The sequence below is a fragment of the Pseudomonas sp. GW456-E7 genome (genome assembly GCF_059424105.1).
This window is the reverse complement of sequence record NZ_JBWKZB010000002.1, coordinates 98666-118325: the sequence shown is the minus strand read 5'-3', so window position 1 is coordinate 118325 and position 19660 is coordinate 98666. Positions and strand designations below refer to the sequence as shown.

Here is a 19660-nt window from a genome sequence, read left to right as displayed (position 1 = left end):
TTTTTTTTCATGAGTTCTACCGTTTTTGCGGCAGTGATTGTCGATAACGGATCCACCCTGGATATCGATTCAACGGCTGCACCTGACAGCTATTCGGTGAGAAACAACAGTACGTTGAACATGACCGATGCGACCACCCGAAATGTCTCTGTCCAGACCGGCTCTACCCTGAACATCAATGGCGCGACCGTCACCGGTAACCCGGGCCAGGCGGGGATATCCATCAACTCCAGCCGCGCAACCATTGATCGGGCGACGGTCAGCAGCGACACCATTGCGTTGCTGGTCAATCGCACGGTAGGAGGAAGGACTGGCTCGACCGTAACCGCCGCCAACAGCGTATTCAGTGGTGGCTCTGCCGGTGCCGTGGTGACGGGTTTCAGTACCCTCGGGCTGATCAACTCCGAAGTCACCGGAACGGGCGCAGGCAGCTTTGGCCTGATCGTGGCGGGAGGCTCCGTCACCGCATCCGGCAATACGCGAATCAGCGGTGAAGCTGCAGGTGTGCGATTTGAAACGGATCCACCCGTGGGCACTGCATCGCTGGTGCTGGACGGCTCAAGCGTCGTGGGCCGCGACGGGCCGGCGATTCAAGTGGACGACGGTGTCGACGCCAGTATCGAAGTGTTGAACGGTTCCACGCTGGCGGGCAGTAACGGCAACCTGCTGGAAGTGCTGGGAGCATCGACGGCCGCCATGAGAGTGGCCGGCAGCACCTTGCAAGGCAACGTGCAAGTCACTGACTCCAGCACCGCCAACCTGACGTTTGATCAAGGGCAGATGGTTGGCGACGTGGTGGTCGAGGACGGTTCTACCGCCAATGTCACCCTGCAAAATGGCTCGAAATTCACCGGTCGACTGGATAACGTCACGGGCGTCACCCTCGGTCAATCGAACTGGACCATGACCGGCAATGACACCATCGGCAGCCTGAGCATGGATGGCGGCCGGGTGGATTTCGGTGATGCCGGGGGGGCATTTCGTCAACTGAACGTTGGCACCCTCGATGGCAGCGGCACCTTTGCCATGAAGGGCGATTTCTCTACCGGTGCCGGTGATTTTCTCAATGTGACCGGCGCAGCCAATGGTCAATTCGGCCTGGAGGTCGAGGCTTCCGGTACGGATGCGGTGGCCACGCAACCATTGGCATTGGTGCGCACCGCCAGCGGCGATGCGCAGTTTTCGCTGGTCGGCGGTCGGGTGGACCTGGGTACCTGGTCCTACGATCTGGCGAGTGCCACCGATGGCAGCGGCGGTACAGAGTGGTTCCTCGACCCCGCCACCAAAACGGTCAGCTCCGGTGCCCAGACAGTGATGGCGCTGTTCCGCACCGCGACGACCATTTCCTATGGCGAGCTGAAATCACTCGAAAACCGTATGGGTGATTTGCAATCGGACGGCAAGTTACATGGTGTTTGGATACGACCTTACGGCAACAAATACAACGTTGGCGAGGGCGCGGGCGTGGCCTATCAGCAACGGCAACAGGGTGTTTCCATGGGCGCAGACACCCGTCTGGGCGATGGTCCGTGGAGCGTCGGGGCACTGGTCGGTTACAGCCAGTCGGACATTGATCTCAAAGGCGGAAGCAGCGCAACGGTCGATAGCTTCTACGCCGGTCCATACGTTGGCTGGCAGGATCCGAACGGCTACTACATGGGTAGTGCAGTGAAATTCAACCATTTCCGCAACGACTCGAAAGTCCGTTTGAGCGACGGAACCCGCGCCAAAGGCGACTACAGCAACTCGGCGGTCAGCGCCCTGGTGGAAGTCGGCCGCAACATCCGGCTGGCAGATGACTGGCGGGTCAAACCTTCCGCGCAATTGTCGGCCGGCGTCATCGAGGGCGCGAGCTATGACCTGGACAACGGCATGGACGCCGACGGCGACCGGACACGTTCGTTGCGCGCCAAGCTGGGTGTCGCTGCCGGTCGTGACTTCAAGCTGGGCAGCGGTACCGTCGTGCAGCCATACGGGCGTGTCGCGATGGTTCATGAATTTGCCAACAATGACAACGTGCATGTCAACGGCAACGAACTGAACAGCGATTTGTCGGGTAGTGGTGTTGAGGTGGGTGGCGGAGTGGCTTTTTCCCTGCGGTCTAATGTACGGCTGAGTGCGGACGTCGACTACGGCAAAGGGAAAAACTACGAGCAGCCATGGTCGATGAAGCTGGGGGTGAGCTACGGGTTTTGATGGCCTGGTATAAAGGAATGAAAAAAACCGCGTAAAGCGGTTTTTTTCATCCAATAGTTTCTAACTGAAGATCTGCCTGAGCAAACGGTGAATCATGCTGGAGTTACATGATAGCTCCAGTATTGAGACAGTTGACCATCGGCATCTCTAACTCTAAGTGTGTATGGGCCACCTGGAGTTACTGGCGTGTTAGTCACAAATTGCCACGTTCCCTTGGAGCTGGCATTTATGTTCGACACTGGATTGTGGTTCCACAATAAGGTGACTCGTCTGTCGGGGGCGGCACCATACCCGTCGATAGTCAATTTTCCACCAGGCGTACTGCCTCCATTAGAAACGGGGTCACCTGCACGGTTAGTGACACTTTCGATGGTCGGCCTAAGAGTCTCAACCACCTTGAATGTCCGGGGCGGGTCGGTGATTTCGTTGTCGCCATAGTTCGCGTGAGCGGTCAGGCTGTAGTCACCGTCTGTCACATCGAGCGTATATTTCCAGACGCCAAATTCGAGATCGGCAGTTGCGATGGCACCTTCTATCGGGTCGCTGCCATTGAATAGCTGAATGCTCTCACCGGGCCGGGCATGTCCCGTGATGAACAACGGAGTCTTGTCGGTGGTCCCAGCTTCATCGACAGGGGGCCCGCCCTCGAATTCGAGGACGTCATCCAGGCTCAGCTTTTCGTCCTCCTTCACGGAAACACGGAAGTTGAACACATCGGACTCTTTACCATTGGCTGCCTTGATCTTGATCTTGTAGGTGCCATCGGTGAGTCCATCGAGGGTGAGTTTGAAAAAGCCGTCAGGGTTAACGTTGATTTTCTTGCCCATGGTTGTGCCGTCGTTGAACGCTTCAACTTCCATACCGGGAGGTGCGTAGCCGGAGAACTCCAGTGAGTCGCCGGTGTAGGTATCGTCATCGTTAATCGGGCCATCTTTGCCAGTGACTACCTTGATGATCGGCGTCTCGGTCGCCCATATGAAATCGTACGGGGTCGAGCTATTTTGAGGTGGGTCTATTTCGATGACATCAAGGTTGAAAGGCTTGAATTCCTGGTTGCTAAAGTTGAGTCGTTTAATCCAGATTCCTGGCGGGAGAGTCTCCACCTCACTGATAGGGTTAAAACGATCGCGAATTTTGAGCATCCTGCCTGCGTCAGCCTTACCCTTCAATTCCAGTATTGGGTCATAAGTAACAGTGTTTTTGGGAACGAGATTACCCTTGCTGTCCGTGATTGAATCGAAGGTTACTCTATCTGTTGTTTCATTTTGTTTGTTTGACGTAAGTGCTGAAGTGTTTGGTGCTTTAGCGGTCATGATGATGACTCCGGGCATGAAAGTGAATGTGCCCGGGTGATTTAAACCCTGCTCTGATAGCTTGCCTACTATCATAAATAACAGGGGCGAGGTGGTTTCCGATCAATAGACGAGATGCATTGGCTGCATTGCTTTCGGCGGCTCGATCTGTTGTCTCCCGTCCCGAATACAGACCGGCTCTACCCTGAACATCAATGGCGCGACCGTCACCGGTAACCCGGGGCAGGCGGGGATTAGTGAATGAAAAAACCGCGTTAAGCGGTTTTTTCATTTTGCCGGATTGACGGAATCTTCAACTTCTACCGAAGTAGAAGAATGACAATGTCATCAATTTCGTAGTCATTGCCTCCGTTGCTTCCGCTTCCCCCGCCTCTGTCTTCATGACTGTTTATGTCTATCTGGTAACGATCTCCGGTCGCGGGTACTGAAAACTCTCCCTGCATAGGGTGCCACTCTCCGTCCCGGGGGATACTATATTCAGGCAAAATCGTTGCGCCACCTCTCGAAACCGACAACCTTGGAGGTTTGTTCGTTTCATCGGCACTGAAGTTACGAAGTCGATAACTGAATGAGTAGGTTCTATCTTTTTCGAATCGGAAAAAATTGGAAAACACGACACCTGCGTTTCCGGTCGCGTTTTGCGTTTGGTTGTGAAACACACCGTTGGTTATTTCTCCTCCCAAAGCGGCAGGTCCTCGGCTCCAGCTTCCAGAGCTACCATCATTGAAATCTGTTATCGAGTCGCTCCATTCAGGTCTGATCTGACGCACGATAATGTCATCCAGTTCGTAATCGTTTCCTCCATCCGGCCCAGTGCCGCCACCTCGATCCTCATTGCTTTTGATGTAAAGCGTGTAGTTGTTGGTGCGAGGGACCGAAATTCGCGCCGAGAGCAAATGCCATTGTCCGTCTCTAGGCACATTGAAAACAGGAATCAACTCCTCGGCTCCTATGGTGACGCTGAACTTCGGAGTCAGGTTAGTGGGTTGGCCGCTAATGTTTCGAACGCGGAAGGTGAATGAGTATTGCTCATTGGCATCGAAGACAAATGCTTGTGAAAGTACGGGGCCGGCGTGGCCAGTCGCCCTGGTTGTCACGTTACGGAGGACTCCCTGGGTTACGACACTCTGAGTAAAGGCAATGCCTTTCTGCCACTTGCCGAGCGTATCATCGTTAAAAGTTGTGACAGAGTCTGGCCAATTTATGACGGTAAAACTTTGAGTGTCGGAGTCAGGTACACCGGTACCATAAAGTGGTTTTATTTTGAGGTCGTAGGTTTTTGCAGTCAGCCCGTTCAAGTCCTTGCTAAAAGTATCATCAGGGCCGACCAGGGCTTCGGTCAGCCGGTTAGTACCGTCCCATATCTCGACTTTCTGATCCTTGTGGGCACGTCCTTCGACAGTCACGGCCCTTTCGATGGTAGTGGCGTCTGGGTCAATAGGCCCCAAAGCACCTTTGATAGCGCTAATACTTGGCCTGAGTGCAGCCGCAACAGAAATCGTCCATGGGTTGGACTCGTCATTGTCTCCATAGTCTGCCTCCGCGATGAACTCATACTTGGTTCCGTAGTTCAGATTTTGAACGAGTCTGGCCCATTTGCCCGTATCGTCGGTCGGTTCCGGTTTCGGGTCGGTGACTCCGTTGATCTTTAGCTTGATCGTCGCTAGCGGCGCCGCTACACCCCTGACAATTACATAGTTGTATAGGGTTGTACCGAAGTCCTCGATCAGGCCGTCCAGGTCGAATGCACGGGTGTTGTGCGGCTTGATGATGGATACCACGGTAAAGGTGCGGGGCGGGTGGGTGGTTTCATTGTCGCCATAATTCGCCTGAGCGGTCAGGCTGTGGAAACCGTCTTCCACATTGAGCGGATATTTCCAGATGCCAGATTCGGGATCGGCAGTTGCGATGGCACCTTCTATCGGTTTACCGTGATTGAGTAGCTGAATGCTCTCACCGGGCAGGGCATGTCCAAAGATGAACAACAGCTTCTTGGCGGTGGTCTCACCTTCATCGACAGGGGGGCCGTCTTCGGATTCGAGGACGTCATCCAGGCTCAGCTCGAGGTCCAGCACCACGGTAAAGGTGCGGGGCGGGTGGGTGGTTTCGTTGTCGCCATAGTTCGCCTGAGCGGTCAGGCTGTAGAAACCGGCTTGCACATCGAGCGTATATTTCCAGACGCCAGATTCGGGATCGGCAGTTACGATGGCACCTTCTATCGGGTTACCGTGATTGAATAGCTGAATGCTCTCACCGGGCCGGGCATGTCCCGTGATGAACAACGAAGTCTTGTTGGTGGTATCACCTTCATCGACAGGGGGGCCGCCCTCGAATTGGAGGACGTGATCCAGGCTCAGCGCGACGTCCTCCCTCACGAAAAAGGTGCGGGGCGGGGCGGAAAACTCTTCATCGTCGTAAAGTCCCTGGACGGTAAGTTCGTGTTCTTCGGGCGGGGCCACATCAAGTTCGATTTCCCAGTATCCGGTCACCGCGTCGGAGGTTGTCGCTGGTCCGATGGAATTACCACGAGTGTGCAGCTGCACGCGTTTGCCGGGCCTGACATAGCCGCAGATCTTTACCTTTTTATCGTAGGTGGTGCGGCCCTCAAGGACCTCCCCCTTGGAGTCGAAGACGTGATCCAGGCTCAGCTTGACGTCCTCCGCCGCTTCAAAGAGATAGGGAAATTTGGAAGTTTCACCCTCGCCATAAAGCGCCATGGCGGTAAGGCTGTACGACTTGGGGGGGGACAACTCAAATTCGATTTTCCAGAGTCCGTCAGGCTCCTCGGCGGTCCCTATTGCTCCGTCGACAGGGTCGTCGAAATCGAGCAGTTGCACCTGTTTGCCGATCCAGGCAAAGCCTTGGGCCCTAACCCATTTGCTGTAGGTGGTATCGCGTTCAGTGATAACCTTCCCGCGGGAATCGTAGAGCCTATCAAGGATCAGTTCTATATCCGATGCGACATGGAAGGTGAACACATCGGACTCTTTGTCATTGGCTGCCTTGATCGTGATCTTGTAGGTGCCAGCGGTGAGTCCATCGAGGGTGAGTTTGAACAAACCGTCAGGATTAACCTCGACTTTCTTGTCCATGGTTGTGCCGTCGTTGAACGCTTCAACTTCCATACCGGGAGGTGCGTTGCCGGTGAATTCCAGTGGTGAGGTACCGGTGTAGGTATCGTCATCGTCAATCGGGCCATGCTCGCCAGTGACTACCTTGATGATCGGCTTCTCGGTCGCCCATATGAAAACGTACGAGTTCGAGGTATTTTGAGGTAGGTCTTGTTGGATGACATTAAGGTTGAAACGCTTGAATGCCAGGTTGCTAAAGTCGAGTTGTTTGACCCAGGTTCCTGACGAGAGAGTCTTCACCTCACCGATAGGGGTAAAACGATCGCGAATAGTGAGCATCCTGCCTGCGCCAGTCTTACCCTCCAATTCCAGCATTGAGTCATAAGTAACGCCGTTTTCGGGAACGAGATTACCCTTGCTGTCCTTGATTGAATCGAAGGTTACTGTATCTGCTGTTTCATTCTGTGTGTCTGACGTAAGTGTTGAAGTATTCGGTGGTTTAGCAGTCATGATGATGACTCCGGGCATGAGAAGTGAATACGCCCGAGTGATTTAAACCCTGCCCTGATAGCTTGCCTACTGTCATAAATAACAGGTGCGAGGTGGTTTCCGATCAATGGTCGGAAGTGCTTCGGCTGCCTGGTTCCGGCGGCCCGATCAATCGCCCCATCGCGCCGAATACACCCAGCTCCCGGATGATTTCCAGTTCCCCGGGTGTCTCGACCCTCTCGGCAATCAGCGGCAAATCAATGCTATGGGTCGCGCGAAAGATCGCGTCGATGAACAGCCGTTTGTCAGGCTGCTCGTCGATGTTGCGAATGTAGGCCCCATCGATTTTCAAGTACGCCAAACCCAATTGGGTGAGGTTGCCGATCTGGCTGAAGCGCCCGCCGAAGTGTTGCAGGCCGATGCGATAACCGGTGTTCAGCAGGCTGTGGCTCAAACGCTGCAGTTCTTCGGGGGAGGGCAACTGGCGCTCGTCGATTTCCAGGGTCAGCAGTGGTGCCAGTTCGGGAAGGGAGTCGAGCAGGTCGAGGATTGTTCGCCATTGCACCGGGTCGCGCAGGGTGGTTCCGTACAGGCTCAGTGCCAAGGGCCTGCGGTTGACCACCAGGTCGTCCAGCGTGGCTTCGAGCATGGCCAGGTCGAAGCGTGCCGACCAGCCCAGACGCTCGATCCACGGCAGAAAATGCCCGGCGGCAATCGCTTCGCCCTGTGGGTCGAGCAGGCGTGCCAGCACTTTGTGATGCAGTACCTGGCGGGTGTCGGCGCATTGCACAACGGGCTGGAAGTACAACTGCATCTTGCCTTCGGTCAAGGCGTCGTCGATCCAGGTGCGCCAGTCGTGCTGGGAGTGATTCGGCGCGGTGTCATGGTGGCCCAGATACACCCAGGGGCGCTCGGGACGCTGCCGGGATTCGGTCAATGCCTGATCAAGGCGCAGCAGTACGTTGCCGATCGGCTCTCCGGGGCGATAGGCGACAACGCCCAGGTGGGCGACCGGCATGCAATCACTGGCGCCGGTCAGGCGCAGGTTCTCCAGGCTGATGCTGACATCGGCGGCCAGGCGCGCGGCGCTCTCGGCGTCCAGGCCCGGGGTCAGCAGGCTGAACTCCCCACCGCGATTGCGCGCCGCCAGCCAGGTGCGACGTTCCGGCAATTGAGTCAGGCGCCTGAGCAGTTCGCCGGCGGCGCTGATCAGTGCGTCCGTTCGTTGGCCGCCCAGTCGCTGGTTGAGCCCGTTCAGGTCGTTGATCCGCAACATCAGCAGATGGCCATCGCGGCTCTGTTCGCAGACTCTCAAGTGGTCGGCCAGTTGTTCGTCGAGCAGGCGCCGGTTGGCCAGGCCGGTAAGGCTGTCCAGGTAGGATTCGGCCCGCAGCTTTTCGCTGCGCGCCGCTTCTTCGACGAACAGCGCCTTGAGTTTTTCGACCATCTGGTTCATGGCCAGCACCACCCGTTTCAGCTCCGGTGTACGTGGCAGGTTGGGCAGGCTGAGAAACTCGCGTTTACTGATGGCTTCGGCTTGTCGGACCATGCTGTCGAGTGGGCGGAACTGCCTGCGCAGCATCCATCCTCCAATCACCGCACTGAACAGCCCGCACAACAGCAACCAGATCAGGCTGCCGAGGGTGCTGTCCCAGAGCTTGGCCAGGGCGAATTGCGGATTGCTCAGCACTTCGACCCGTGCCAGCTGTTCCCAGCCGCGCATGACCAAGGCGTCGCCACCTTCCGGGCGCAGGTTGACCAGGTTGACGAACCAGTCAGGCACACCGTCGATTTTTGTCGGAGTGCTGCGCTCCACCAGGGTTTGCTGATCCTTGAGCCTGATCACGCGGATGTTGCTGAAATAGCCGCTGTCGAAAATCGAACTGACCATCAGCTCCATCATTGCCGGGTCATCGACCTGTGCCGTCAGCGACAGCCCCAGCGCGGTGGCCGCGTCCTGGGCGTGGGCACGCAGCTGACTGAGCGTTTGCTCGCGGGAGCTTTCCAGGCTGGCAAAAAAACTGCCGCTGAACGCCACCAGCAGGAACAGGCAGATGGCCAGGAACAACTGTTTACGCAGTGTCATGTCTCGCTCCTTGCCATGGCGGTTAGCCGTCGCCGATGTCGAACCCTTCGCTCTGCATCTTTTTCAACACGTCCTGCCAGCGCGACAGCTTCTTCGAGTCGCTGCTGCGTTGCCCGCCGTTCTTGCCCGGCAGGTACAGGCCTTCGGCGTTGAAGGCGTACACCGGCAGCAAGTCTTTGCGTTGGGAGGCGGGGCGGATATCGCCGATCAGGTTGTCCAGCACCAGTGGATCGGCCGTGGGGGTGCTGTAGAACGTCAGGACCATGTGCGCCTGGTTCTGGCTCAGGGCCTTGACGTAGGTGATGCGCAGTTTTTCGCTGGGGAACCCGAGCCGGCGCAGGCTGAAATACTTCGCCAACGCGTAGTCCTCGCAATCGGCGGCACCCTTGATCAGGGCTTCGACGGGCGTGGCCCAGTAATCGGTCTGTTGCCAGATGCGCGTGTCGTCCTGGAAATTCAACTGCTGATTGAAGAAGCGGTTCACCGCGTTGAGCTGCTCACGTTCGGGCGCACCGCGTGCACTTTGCAGCATCTGACTCCACGCCTCGATCCGGTTGCGTGCCGGTCCCGGCGGACCGTAGCGTTTTTCCACGGTTTGCAGGATCTGCGCAAAATCCCAGTCGGCCCGGACGCCGTTGAAAGCGGTCAGCAGCAAAGCGGCCAGCAGCAACCCGCCGCCGAGCCGAAGTCGGAGCGCTGGCCATCCTGGACTACGCAGACTGCGGGCCATGTCTGGCTGCTCGAGTGTAGGTTCGTGGAGTTTAGGTGGAGATTTTGCAGGGGGAGGGCAGGTCGTCGGGTTGCCTACAGCACCTGTGGCGAGGGAGCTTGCTCCCGCTCGGCTGCGCAGCAGTCGCAGAACAGGTGAGCGCGGTGTACCAGGGGAGCCTGGATCGAATGGTTTGGGGGGGCGCTTCGCAACCCAGCGGGAGCAAGCTCCCTCGCCACAAGACTTCAGTATTTGCGCAGGGTTTTTTGCCTGAGGATGTAGATCGTCACCAGCACCGCACTGGTCAGCATGAACCCCCGTGCCCAAGGCAGCGGCACCAGATAGCAGGAGAACAGGATGCTCGCCCACATCAGGCCGATGGCGTAGACCTTGCCCTTGAGCGGAATGCCGTTGCCGTCGAGGTAATCGCGAATCCACGGACCCAGCCGCGGATGCTCGACCAGCCATTGATAGAAGCGCGGCGAACTGCGGGCAAAGCAGGCGGCCGCCAGCAGCAGGAAGGGGGTGGTGGGCAATACCGGCAGGAAAATTCCGATGACCCCCAACGCTACGCTCAGCCAGCCGATGGCCAGCAGCACGTAGCGCAACATCAGGGGGCGGTTGCCTATGGGATTGTCCATAGGCAGAACCTTAGTGGTGACGGGGTTTGAGAATCGCCGGTTTTTCGTCTGGCGCGTTGCACAGCAGGTACAGCGCAGTCAGGGCTTCCGGGATCTGCACGATCATGTCGTCCATCAGGTTGGCGTCGGCGGCAATGTCGGAGAACTCCGGTTGCTCGTCGAACAGGCCCGAACCGACCATGATCGGCAGCAGCATTTCGCTGACTTCGTCTTCGGCGGTTTCAAACCAGGCTTCTTCGCGCAGGAACACGCCCTCCATGAAACCGATGCACCAGCCGCGCAGCTCGGAATCGTCCGGGTCGTCGCCCAGGTCCAGGTCGCACGGCAACTCGAACTCCTCGTCGGAGGCCAGTTGACGGGCGATGTGGGCCTTGAGGCCGATCAGCGTGGCTTCGATCTCTTCGCGCTGGGCTTCGCCACTGTAATGCGGCTCTTCGGCGAACAGTGCGTCGATCCATTCACGGTCCGGGACCACTTCGGAACAGATCGACAGCGCAGTGAGGTAGCCGTGGGCGGCCACGTAGTCCAGCGCCTCGTCATGCAGTTCATCAGCGTCGAGGAAGACTTGCAGGCGGGTTAGTTGCTCAGCGAAGGACATTAAAGGACTACCTTGGGGAATGTTCGATGCGGGAATTCTAGGCCTTCTTGAGCGCTTGGGCCAGCCGCACGGCATATTTGCCTATGGTCTCTCCCCGTAGGAGCTGCCGAAGGCTGCGATCTTTTGATCTTGTCTTTAAAAAGAAAGATCAAAAGATCGCAGCCTTCGGCAGCTCCTACAAGGATCATGTCCATTCCCTCTTATCAGCGGTGCCCAATGCCTGCCGGGGCTCGGGTATACTCGCGCGTTTTGTGATGCCCTGCTGGCTTCACGGCTGAAATGTGAAGCGTCATGCAATGCGCACTTACGATTTGTCGGTGCAGCGTCGCGGGTTCTGAACCAGCCTTGCAGGGATGTTTCGGTGATTTTTGGAGTTTTTATGCTCGAACAGGCTCAACGCGTCCTCAAGGACATCTTCGGCTACGACAGTTTCCGTGGCCGCCAGGGTGCAATCATTGAGCGCGTGGCCAGCGGCGGCGATGCCCTGGTCCTGATGCCTACCGGTGGCGGCAAGTCATTGTGTTTCCAGGTCCCGGCGCTACTGCGCGAAGGCCTGGCCGTGGTGGTCTCGCCGCTGATCGCCCTGATGGACGATCAGGTCGCCACCCTCGAAGAGCTGGGCGTGGCCGCCGCCGCGTTGAACTCCACCCTCAGCGCCGAGCAGCAGCGTGACCTCGCCGCCCGCATCCGCCGCGGTGAAGTGAAAATGCTCTATCTGGCGCCGGAACGTCTGGTCCAGCCGCGCATGCTGTCATTTCTGCAAGGATTGAACATTTCCCTGTTCGCCATCGACGAAGCCCACTGCGTGTCGCAATGGGGGCATGACTTCCGTCCGGAATACCTGCAACTGGGCCAGTTGGCGGAAATGTTCCCCGACGTGCCGCGCATCGCCCTGACCGCCACGGCCGACAAGCGCACCCGGGAAGAAATCGTCACCCGGCTGCACCTGCAAGACGCCGAGCGCTTCCTGTCGAGCTTCGACCGACCGAACATCTTTTATCGCATCGTGCCCAAGGAGCAGCCGCGCAAGCAGTTGCTGGCGTTCCTCGCCGAACGCCGCAGCGATGCCGGCATCGTGTATTGCCTGTCACGCAAGAAAGTCGAGGAAGTCGCCGCGTTCCTCAGCGAACAGGGCTTCCCGGCGCTGCCGTACCACGCCGGTCTGCCCAACGACTTGCGGGCTTACCATCAGAAGCGCTTCCTCAACGAAGAAGGCCTGATCATGGTTGCCACCGTGGCCTTCGGCATGGGCATCGACAAGCCCAACGTGCGTTTTGTCGCGCATCTCGATTTGCCGAAATCCCTGGAGGCCTACTACCAGGAAACCGGTCGTGGCGGCCGTGACGGCCTGCCGGCAGACGCCTGGATGGCCTACGGCCTGCAAGACGTGGTGATGCTCAAGCAGATGCTGCAGAACTCCGAAGGCGACGAGCGCCACAAACGCCTGGAACAGCACAAGCTCGACGCCATGCTTTCCCTGTGTGAAGAAACCCGCTGCCGTCGGCAAACGCTGCTGGCCTACTTCGACGAGGACATGCCCCAGCCTTGCGGTCATTGCGACAACTGCGTCGACGGCGTGCAGACCTGGGATGCCACCGAGCCCGCACGGCAGGCGCTTTCGGCGATCTACCGCACAGGTCAGCGCTACGGCGTCGGACACCTGGTGGATGTGTTGCTGGGCAAGGACAACGAAAAGGTCCGTAACTTCGGCCATCAGCATCTTTCGGTGTTTGGTGTCGGCAAGGCGATGGCGGAGGGCGAATGGCGCTCGTTGTTCCGCCAACTGGTGGCCCGGGGTCTGGCCGACATCGACCTCGAAGGCTACGGTGGCTTGCGCCTGAGCGACAGTTGCCGGCCGCTGCTCAAAGGCGAGGTGACCCTGGAGCTGCGTCGCGACCTCAAGGCGCAAACCGTGGCGAAAAGCAGCAAGAGCCAGGCGAGCCAACTGGTCCGGGGCGAGGAGCGCGAACAGTGGGAAGCCCTGCGTGCCCTGCGACGCAAGCTCGCCGAAGAACATGGCGTGCCGCCGTATGTCATCTTCCCCGACTCGACCTTGCTCGAAATGCTGCGCAGCCAGCCGACCTCGCTGGCGGAAATGGCCACGGTCAGCGGCGTCGGCGCGCGCAAGCTGGAGCGTTACGGCGAGGCCTTCCTCGAAGTCCTCGGCGGCCAGGTCGAGGCGCCGAAACCGGTGGCCGACGTACGTCACGAACTGATCACGCTGGCGCGGGCCGGTATGACACCGGTGCAGATCGCCGGTCAGTTGCAGTGCTCGGAAAAGAACGTCTACACCATGCTGGCCGAAGCGATCGGCAAGCAGCAGTTGTCGCTGGAGCAGGCGCTGGATCTGCCTGAAGACCTGATGGGCGAAGTCCAGGACGCCTTCCTCGACGGTGAAGGCGAATTGCCGCCGGTTTCCGAGATCGCCGCGCTGTTCGCGGGCCGGGTACCGGAAGGGGTTTTGTACTGTGTTCGCGCTGCCTTGCAGTCGGAATTCGAGATTTGAGACATCCGTCGTGCTGATGTAACGATTCAGTACAGATCAAGTCTTGCCTCGGATCGAGGCTCATGCTTAGCTGACTAATAATTAGTTTTTATTTATTTCAGTCTAATCATGAGTGTTTTATGCCGTTAACCGATCAACACCGCTTTGGCATGCAATTGGCCCAGATGTCCCGTGGCTGGCGTGCCGAACTGGACCGCCGACTGGCGGGCATGGGCTTGTCCCAGGCGCGCTGGCTGGTGCTGCTGCACCTGGCCCGTTTCGAAGAAGCTCCGACCCAGCGGGAGCTGGCACAAAGCGTTGGCGTCGAAGGCCCGACCCTGGCCCGTTTGCTCGACAGTCTGGAAAGCCAGGGGCTGGTGCAACGCCAGGCGGTGCTGGAAGACCGTCGGGCGAAGAAAATCGTGCTCTGCGCCCCGGCGCTTCCCCTGATCGAACAAATTGAAACCATTGCCACGCAACTGCGTCACGAATTGTTTGAAGGCGTCGATGAGGCGGATTTGAAGGTGTGCATGCGGGTTCACGGGCATATCCTGGGCAACCTTGAAAAACCCTGAGGCATAACCGACTGCCAGGCTTTTTGAGAGACCGCATTGCGCAGACTATAAGAACTACTCGGCAATATCGTGTTCGTAACGGATGTACGAACGCGTACGGGTAGTTTTTGTAGATCTGAAGGATGCTCATGCTCAAGTGTTGGCGGTTGGTTTTGCGTGGTTGTTCACAGGGGTTGCTGGCCGGGGCGGCGGTCACTTACTCGGCATGGGCGCCGGCGTTGGGCCTGGGTGAAATCACCCTGCATTCGGCGCTGAATCAACCGTTGCGTGCCGATATCGCCCTGGTGGATGCGGCTGGCCTGGAAGAGGGCGAGCTGTCGGTGAGCCTGGCAACGGCAGACGAGTTCAACCGTGCCGGGGTCGACCGGGTCTTTTTCCTCGACAACCTGAAATTCACCCCGGTCCTGCGCGGCAAGCGCAGCGTGATCCAGGTGACATCCAGCAAACCGGTCAGTGAACCCTTCCTGAATTTCCTCGTGCAGCTCGATCAGCCCAACGCTCGGTTATTGCGCGAGTACACGGTGCTGATCGATCCACCGGGTTCGCCTGGCATTGTTGCCGCCACCGATGAGCCGGTTTCCAGTTCCCCTGCGTCCGAGTTCCCCAGGGTTCAACCGGTCGAAACGCCGCCCCCCGTGGCAAAGATAACGCCAGCGACTGACGCCTCCATGGTCGATCCCGCTGTGGAGCAACTGGCTGCCAGCACCCTGCAAAACCACCAGCTGCAATCCACTGTCGATAAGCTCACTGCGAAGCTGCAAAGCCAGGATGAGCTGATCGACGGCCAGAAACAGCAGTTGGCCGAATTGCAAACCCAGCTGGCTGAACTCAAGAAGGTAAAAGCGCAACCCATGGTTTCTGATGCAGTGGCACCGGCCCCCGCCATTGCTGAAACCTCCGGGGTTGGCTGGTTGCAGATTGCCGGCGTGTCGGCGTTGATGGCGTTGCTGGTGCTGGGCTGGTTTGTACGCCGTCGGCGCCAGCAGCATCAGGCCACGGATTCGGAGGCTCTGCCGCCGCCGCATGAGCCGTCGGCTGAGTTTTTTACCGAGCCAGTGATCTGGCCGCCCGTCACGCAATCGCCCACTGCGCAGCGCGACGGGGTGCCAGCCAATGATGAACTTGAGTGGGTCGACAACCGTCATTCCATCCCGGTCGCTGCTGCCATAGCGGCTCCGGGTTTGCCGATGTCCGGTGAATCCGCCATTGACGATGAGTACCGGCTCAACCTGGAGGAGCTGTCCATGGCGTCGAGTTGGGACGTGATCAGCCCAGGCGAGACCAGGCAGCCGGTGGCTCCGGCCATGATCGAGCCTGCGTTCGGGTTGGAGGCCCAACCTGATCAGCCGACTCGACAGTCACCGGCCGGGCTATCATAGCGGCGTCGTCAAACTCTGGAGTCAAGCCCCATCATGACCGCCCACAAACCGGAAATCGTCATCACCTATTGCACGCAATGCCAGTGGCTGTTGCGTGCGGCCTGGCTGGCCCAGGAACTGCTCAGCACCTTCGGTGACGACCTGGGTAAAGTCTCCCTGGTGCCGGGCACCGGTGGGGTCTTTCATGTGTTCTGTGACGCCGTGCAGATCTGGGAGCGCAAGGCGGACGGTGGCTTCCCTGAAGCCAAAGTGCTCAAGCAGCGGGTCCGCGATCAGATCGACCCGGACCGCGACCTGGGGCACAACGACCGCACTCAGTGAGACGCCGCCTCGGCGGTAACGGCCTTCTTGCTCGAACTGCCTGAGAGCCTGCTGGACACCACTATTGCCACAATGATCAACGCACCTCCCAGCAACATGCGCAGGGTCGGGTTTTCGTTGAACAGCAGCCAGGCGACGGTGATGCCATAGACCGGCTCCAGGGCGAACACCACGGCGGCGGTGCGTGCCTTGATCACCGCCAGGCTGGCGACGAACAGACTGTGGGCGACACCGGTACAGAACACACCGAGCAGGCCGATCCACAGCCAGTCGATGGCACGCACTTCGCTCAATTGCGGCGCCGCCACCGGCAGCAGGCACAGGGCAACCACCACGTTCTGGCACAGTGCTGCCTGCACGGGCGGGACCCGTCCGGAGCTGGCACGGTTGGTCAGTGACAGCAGGGCGAACAACAAGCCGGAACCCACGGCCCACAGCAGGCCGGTGGTGGCGCCGCTGGCCAGATCAAAGTCTGGTGTAACCAGCACCAGGCCGACACTCACCAGCAGCACCAGCACAATCTCGTTGGCGCGAATGCGCTCGCGGAAGATCAACCCTTCGAGGATCACGGTAAAGGCCGGGAAACTGGCGAAGCCGAGCGTTGCAATCGCCACGCCTGCGACTTTCACCGCAATGAAGAAACTCACCCAGTGCCCGGCCAGCAACAAGCCGCTGAGGAGCAGCCGACGCCAGTCCACGGCCTCGAGTTTCTGCCAGCGCGTCTGGCTGGCGAACCGTGCAAAAAACGCTAGCGCGAGCACGGCAAAAGCGGCACGGCCGAACACGATGATCGCCGGTGATGCGGCAGCCAGTTTGCCGAACACGCCGGTCAGGCCGAACATCAATGCGCCGATATGCAAGGCGCCAAGTGCGGTACGGGGAGTCATTGCAATCCTTGATGACAAACGAACAGAGGCCTCATTGAAGCGCGTAATGCCCCGTCAAGTCTGTCGGCAGACTAGCGTTTTTTGTCGCCAGCCTCGCGCCGCAGTTTTCCGGGCGACGCCCCGAACTCGCGCAGCACTGCCGCTGCGAAGGCACTCTGGGAGCTGTAGCCGACGCGGCTGGCAATCTCGCCGATGGGCAGCGCCGAGTTGCGCAGCATGCCCACCGCGATGTGCAGGCGTCGACTGCGGATGTAGTCCATCGGCGTCTGCCCGCATTCAGCCACGAACCGCGCATGCAAACGGGCACTGGAGAGGCCGGCCACCCGGGCCAGGTCGGCCACCTGCAGCGGGTACGCCGCGTACTGATCGATGTGTGCATTCAGCGCGGCATAGGGCAGGCGCCGACCGCCGACGGCGTCGAGCCTGGTGTTGTTCAGGCTGGCCAGCAACAGCACCGCGCCTTGTTGTGCGATCAGCGGATCATCGACCGGACTGTTCGCCAGCCAGCTGACCAATTGGCTTTGCCCGGCGTCCAGGGGCAGGCGGCCGGCATTGTCGAGCAAGCGTCGGCTGGACTCGGCGTGATCGCCCAACGACTGTGAAACCCATTGTTCGCCGGGCACATCCAGCACCAGGCAGCGGCTGCCATTGGCGCTGCCACACGCGTGATGCGCGCCGGAGGGCACCACCACGAAACTCTGCTGGACCACCTGACTACCACGGCCGTCAACCTCGAAATCCAGGGCGCCCGAAAGCCCGAACACCAATTGTGCGTGTTCATGGCTGTGGACGATCAGGTCGTGGCTGTATTGGCGCAGCGTGAGGATCGGTCTCATCGCGGGTCTCCCGGTTCAGGGCGTCAGTCTACACCGAGCCGGCCAACAAGCGTTGTCACCGGACTGACTTGACGCTGTCATGGACCATTAACCGGGCCGCGGCAGACTTGGCAAAACTTGCCAGAGGGTTGCCCATGACCAGCGCCGAGCTCGCCAAACCCACCCGTAAGCAACGCGTACGGACGCTATGGATTTCCGACGTGCATTTGGGCACCCGGGATTGCCAGGCTGAACACCTGTCGCAGTTTCTCAAGGGCTACCACGCAGACAAAATCTACCTGGTCGGCGACATCATCGACGGCTGGAAACTGCGCGGTGGCATGTATTGGCCGCAAGCGCACACCAACGTGATCCGTCGCCTGCTGACCATGAGCAAGCGTGGCACCGATGTGATCTACGTCACCGGCAACCACGACGAGTTCCTGCGCCGCTATTCGAAGCTGATCCTGGGCAATATCCAGTTGGTGGACGAAGCCGTGCACGTCACCGCCGACGGCCGGCATCTGCTGGTGATCCATGGCGACCAGTTCGATGTGATCACCCGTTATCATCGCTGGCTGGCCTTTCTCGGTGACTCGGCCTACGAATTCACCCTGACCCTCAACCGCTGGCTCAATCATTGGCGCGCGCGATATGGTTACGGCTACTGGTCGCTGTCGGCCTACCTCAAGCACAAGGTGAAAACCGCGGTCAGCTTCATCAGCGACTTCGAAGAAGCCATCGCCCATGAATGCGTCAAGCGCGAGCTGCACGGCGTGGTGTGCGGGCACATTCACCATGCCGAGATTCGCAAGGTGGGCGAGGTGGACTACCTCAATTGCGGCGACTGGGTGGAGTCGTGCACGGCGCTGATCGAGCACTGGGATGGTTCGATCGAGCTGTATCGCCTGGCGGATGCCCAGGCGCGGGAGGCGCAGATGAAGGCGGCCAAGGTTGCAGAGTTGGCCTGACAGTCATTCGGTGTTTGTGCTGGCCTCTTCGCGGGCAAGCCCGCTCCCACAGTGGGTGAAGGTGAACACAAAACTTGTGGTCGCCAGATAACCCTGTGGGAGCGGGCTTGCCCGCGAATGGACCGCGCAGCGGTCCTGTCAGGCCGGCGAATGCTCTTCCATCGCCGCCTTGTAGATCGAGTTCCTGGGCCGGGCAAACAACCGCTCCATCATCGGCTCGAAAAAGCTCAATGGCAGCGTGTCGTACGCCGGATCAAACGCCGCCGCATCGTATTTGGCACAGAATTCGATGGTCGCCTGGTATTGCGGATGGTCCTGGAACTGCTCACGCAGATGCCGATCCATGCCCAGGTAATGAAAAAAGTAGTAGCCCTGGAAAATCCCGTGCTTTTCCACCATCCACAGGTTCTCGGTGCTGACGAACGGCTTGAGGATCGCTGCAGCGATGTCCGGGTGGTTGTAGGACCCCAGGGTGTCGCCGATGTCATGGAGCAGGGCGCAGACCACGTATTCTTCGTCGCGACCATCGCGAAAGGCGCGGGTGGCGGTTTGCAGGGAATGGGTCAGGCGATCCACCGGGAACCCGCCAAAATCCCCCTCCAGTAACTTCAGGTGCGCCACGATCCTTGTCGGCAATTGTCGCGCGTAGGCACTGAAGTCCGCGGCGATGATCGCCCAGTCTTCCTGTGTGCCGTCCTTCATGTGGGTGAAGCGGGCATTGGCATTCATAGGCAACTCTCTTGTGACGGATGTTCTCTAGAACGGAACGCGCCCCAGCACCATGTCCCGGTACATGACAAAATCGCCGAGCAGGCTGTAGAAGGGGTGTTGGAACGTTGCCGGGCGGTTCTTCTCGAAGAAGAAATGCCCGGCCCAGGCAAAGCTGTAACCCGCCACCGGCAGGGCCCACAACAGCATCCAGGCTCCGCGACCAACGGTCAGCGCCAGTATCAAGATAACCAGCGTCGTGCCGATAAAATGCAATCGGCGGCAGGTACTGTTGCTGTGCTCGCTGAGGTAGTAAGGGTAAAACTCAGCAAAGCTGTTGAAGCGCTTGATGTTTTCCACGACTGCGATCTCTGTGGTTATTGTTCTGGCTGCAAGTTGTTCTGCGGGTAGCTTAT

16 protein-coding genes are annotated in these 19660 nt (G+C 59.0%); 6 read left to right on the top strand and 10 right to left on the bottom strand.

Going from position 1 to position 19660, the window contains the following annotated elements; genetic code table 11:
* The first annotated feature begins 9 nt into the window (after positions 1–9).
* Positions 10–2196, top strand: a complete 2187-nt coding sequence (locus tag AC07YV_RS02045; RefSeq protein ID WP_494990260.1) for an autotransporter outer membrane beta-barrel domain-containing protein — start codon at positions 10–12, stop codon at positions 2194–2196.
* Between the two features lie 92 nt (positions 2197–2288).
* On the opposite strand, the gene AC07YV_RS02040 is transcribed toward AC07YV_RS02045, so the two are convergent.
* The 6 genes from AC07YV_RS02040 to AC07YV_RS02015 all read right to left on the bottom strand — a co-directional run bounded on the left by AC07YV_RS02040 (position 2289) and on the right by AC07YV_RS02015 (position 11103).
* On the bottom strand, positions 2289–3509 hold the full coding sequence (locus tag AC07YV_RS02040; protein WP_146025349.1) for a carboxypeptidase regulatory-like domain-containing protein: 1221 nt from the start codon (positions 3507–3509) through the stop codon (positions 2289–2291).
* Positions 3510–3808: 299 nt separating this feature from the next.
* Entirely contained in the window at positions 3809–7090 is a 3282-nt protein-coding gene (locus AC07YV_RS02035; RefSeq protein ID WP_102699492.1) for a carboxypeptidase-like regulatory domain-containing protein, read from the bottom strand.
* Positions 7091–7193: 103 nt separating this feature from the next.
* Entirely contained in the window at positions 7194–9155 is a 1962-nt protein-coding gene (gene lapD / locus AC07YV_RS02030; RefSeq protein ID WP_102699491.1) for a cyclic di-GMP receptor LapD, read from the bottom strand.
* Positions 9156–9177: 22 nt separating this feature from the next.
* A complete protein-coding gene (gene lapG, locus AC07YV_RS02025) occupies positions 9178–9885 on the bottom strand; it encodes a cysteine protease LapG (RefSeq protein WP_102699490.1) in 708 nt (235 codons plus the stop codon).
* 224 nt (positions 9886–10109) lie between these two features.
* Entirely contained in the window at positions 10110–10505 is a 396-nt protein-coding gene (locus AC07YV_RS02020; protein ID WP_102699488.1) for a YbaN family protein, read from the bottom strand.
* 10 nt (positions 10506–10515) lie between these two features.
* A complete protein-coding gene (locus AC07YV_RS02015; protein ID WP_007975277.1) occupies positions 10516–11103 on the bottom strand; it encodes a UPF0149 family protein in 588 nt (195 codons plus the stop codon).
* A gap of 379 nt (positions 11104–11482) precedes the next feature.
* Here AC07YV_RS02015 and recQ point away from each other — a divergent pair, with 379 nt between their 5' ends.
* The 4 genes from recQ (at position 11483) to AC07YV_RS01995 (ending at position 15863) form a co-directional block, all read left to right on the top strand.
* Complete coding sequence (gene recQ, locus AC07YV_RS02010) at positions 11483–13609, top strand: DNA helicase RecQ (protein WP_102699487.1); 2127 nt, start codon at positions 11483–11485, stop codon at positions 13607–13609.
* 119 nt (positions 13610–13728) lie between these two features.
* On the top strand, positions 13729–14163 hold the full coding sequence (locus AC07YV_RS02005; RefSeq protein ID WP_102699486.1) for a MarR family transcriptional regulator: 435 nt from the start codon (positions 13729–13731) through the stop codon (positions 14161–14163).
* A 128-nt stretch (positions 14164–14291) separates the two neighbouring features.
* Positions 14292–15542, top strand: coding sequence for a type IV pilus assembly protein FimV (locus tag AC07YV_RS02000; RefSeq protein ID WP_102699485.1), 1251 nt, complete (start codon positions 14292–14294; stop codon positions 15540–15542).
* Between the two features lie 33 nt (positions 15543–15575).
* Positions 15576–15863 carry an Rdx family protein gene (locus tag AC07YV_RS01995; protein WP_095963812.1) on the top strand — a complete coding sequence of 96 codons (288 nt, stop codon included), beginning with the start codon at positions 15576–15578 and terminating at the stop codon, positions 15861–15863.
* On the opposite strand, the gene AC07YV_RS01990 is transcribed toward AC07YV_RS01995, so the two are convergent.
* Positions 15857–16750: a DMT family transporter gene (locus AC07YV_RS01990; RefSeq protein WP_102699484.1), complete on the bottom strand. Its 894-nt coding sequence runs from the start codon at positions 16748–16750 to the stop codon at positions 15857–15859. The two genes, AC07YV_RS01995 and AC07YV_RS01990, sit on opposite strands and share 7 nt — an antisense overlap.
* Positions 16751–16821: 71 nt before the next feature.
* Positions 16822–17586, bottom strand: coding sequence for a helix-turn-helix transcriptional regulator (locus AC07YV_RS01985; RefSeq protein ID WP_102699483.1), 765 nt, complete (start codon positions 17584–17586; stop codon positions 16822–16824).
* A gap of 134 nt (positions 17587–17720) precedes the next feature.
* Between AC07YV_RS01985 and AC07YV_RS01980 the strand changes: the two genes are divergently transcribed.
* A complete protein-coding gene (locus AC07YV_RS01980) occupies positions 17721–18536 on the top strand; it encodes a UDP-2,3-diacylglucosamine diphosphatase (RefSeq protein ID WP_102699482.1) in 816 nt (271 codons plus the stop codon).
* Positions 18537–18674: 138 nt separating this feature from the next.
* On the opposite strand, the gene AC07YV_RS01975 is transcribed toward AC07YV_RS01980, so the two are convergent.
* Together AC07YV_RS01975 and AC07YV_RS01970 are read right to left on the bottom strand one after the other, a co-directional pair.
* Positions 18675–19265: an HD domain-containing protein gene (locus tag AC07YV_RS01975; protein ID WP_102699481.1), complete on the bottom strand. Its 591-nt coding sequence runs from the start codon at positions 19263–19265 to the stop codon at positions 18675–18677.
* A gap of 27 nt (positions 19266–19292) precedes the next feature.
* Positions 19293–19604, bottom strand: coding sequence for an Mpo1-like protein (locus AC07YV_RS01970; protein WP_102699480.1), 312 nt, complete (start codon positions 19602–19604; stop codon positions 19293–19295).
* Positions 19605–19660: the final 56 nt, after the last annotated feature.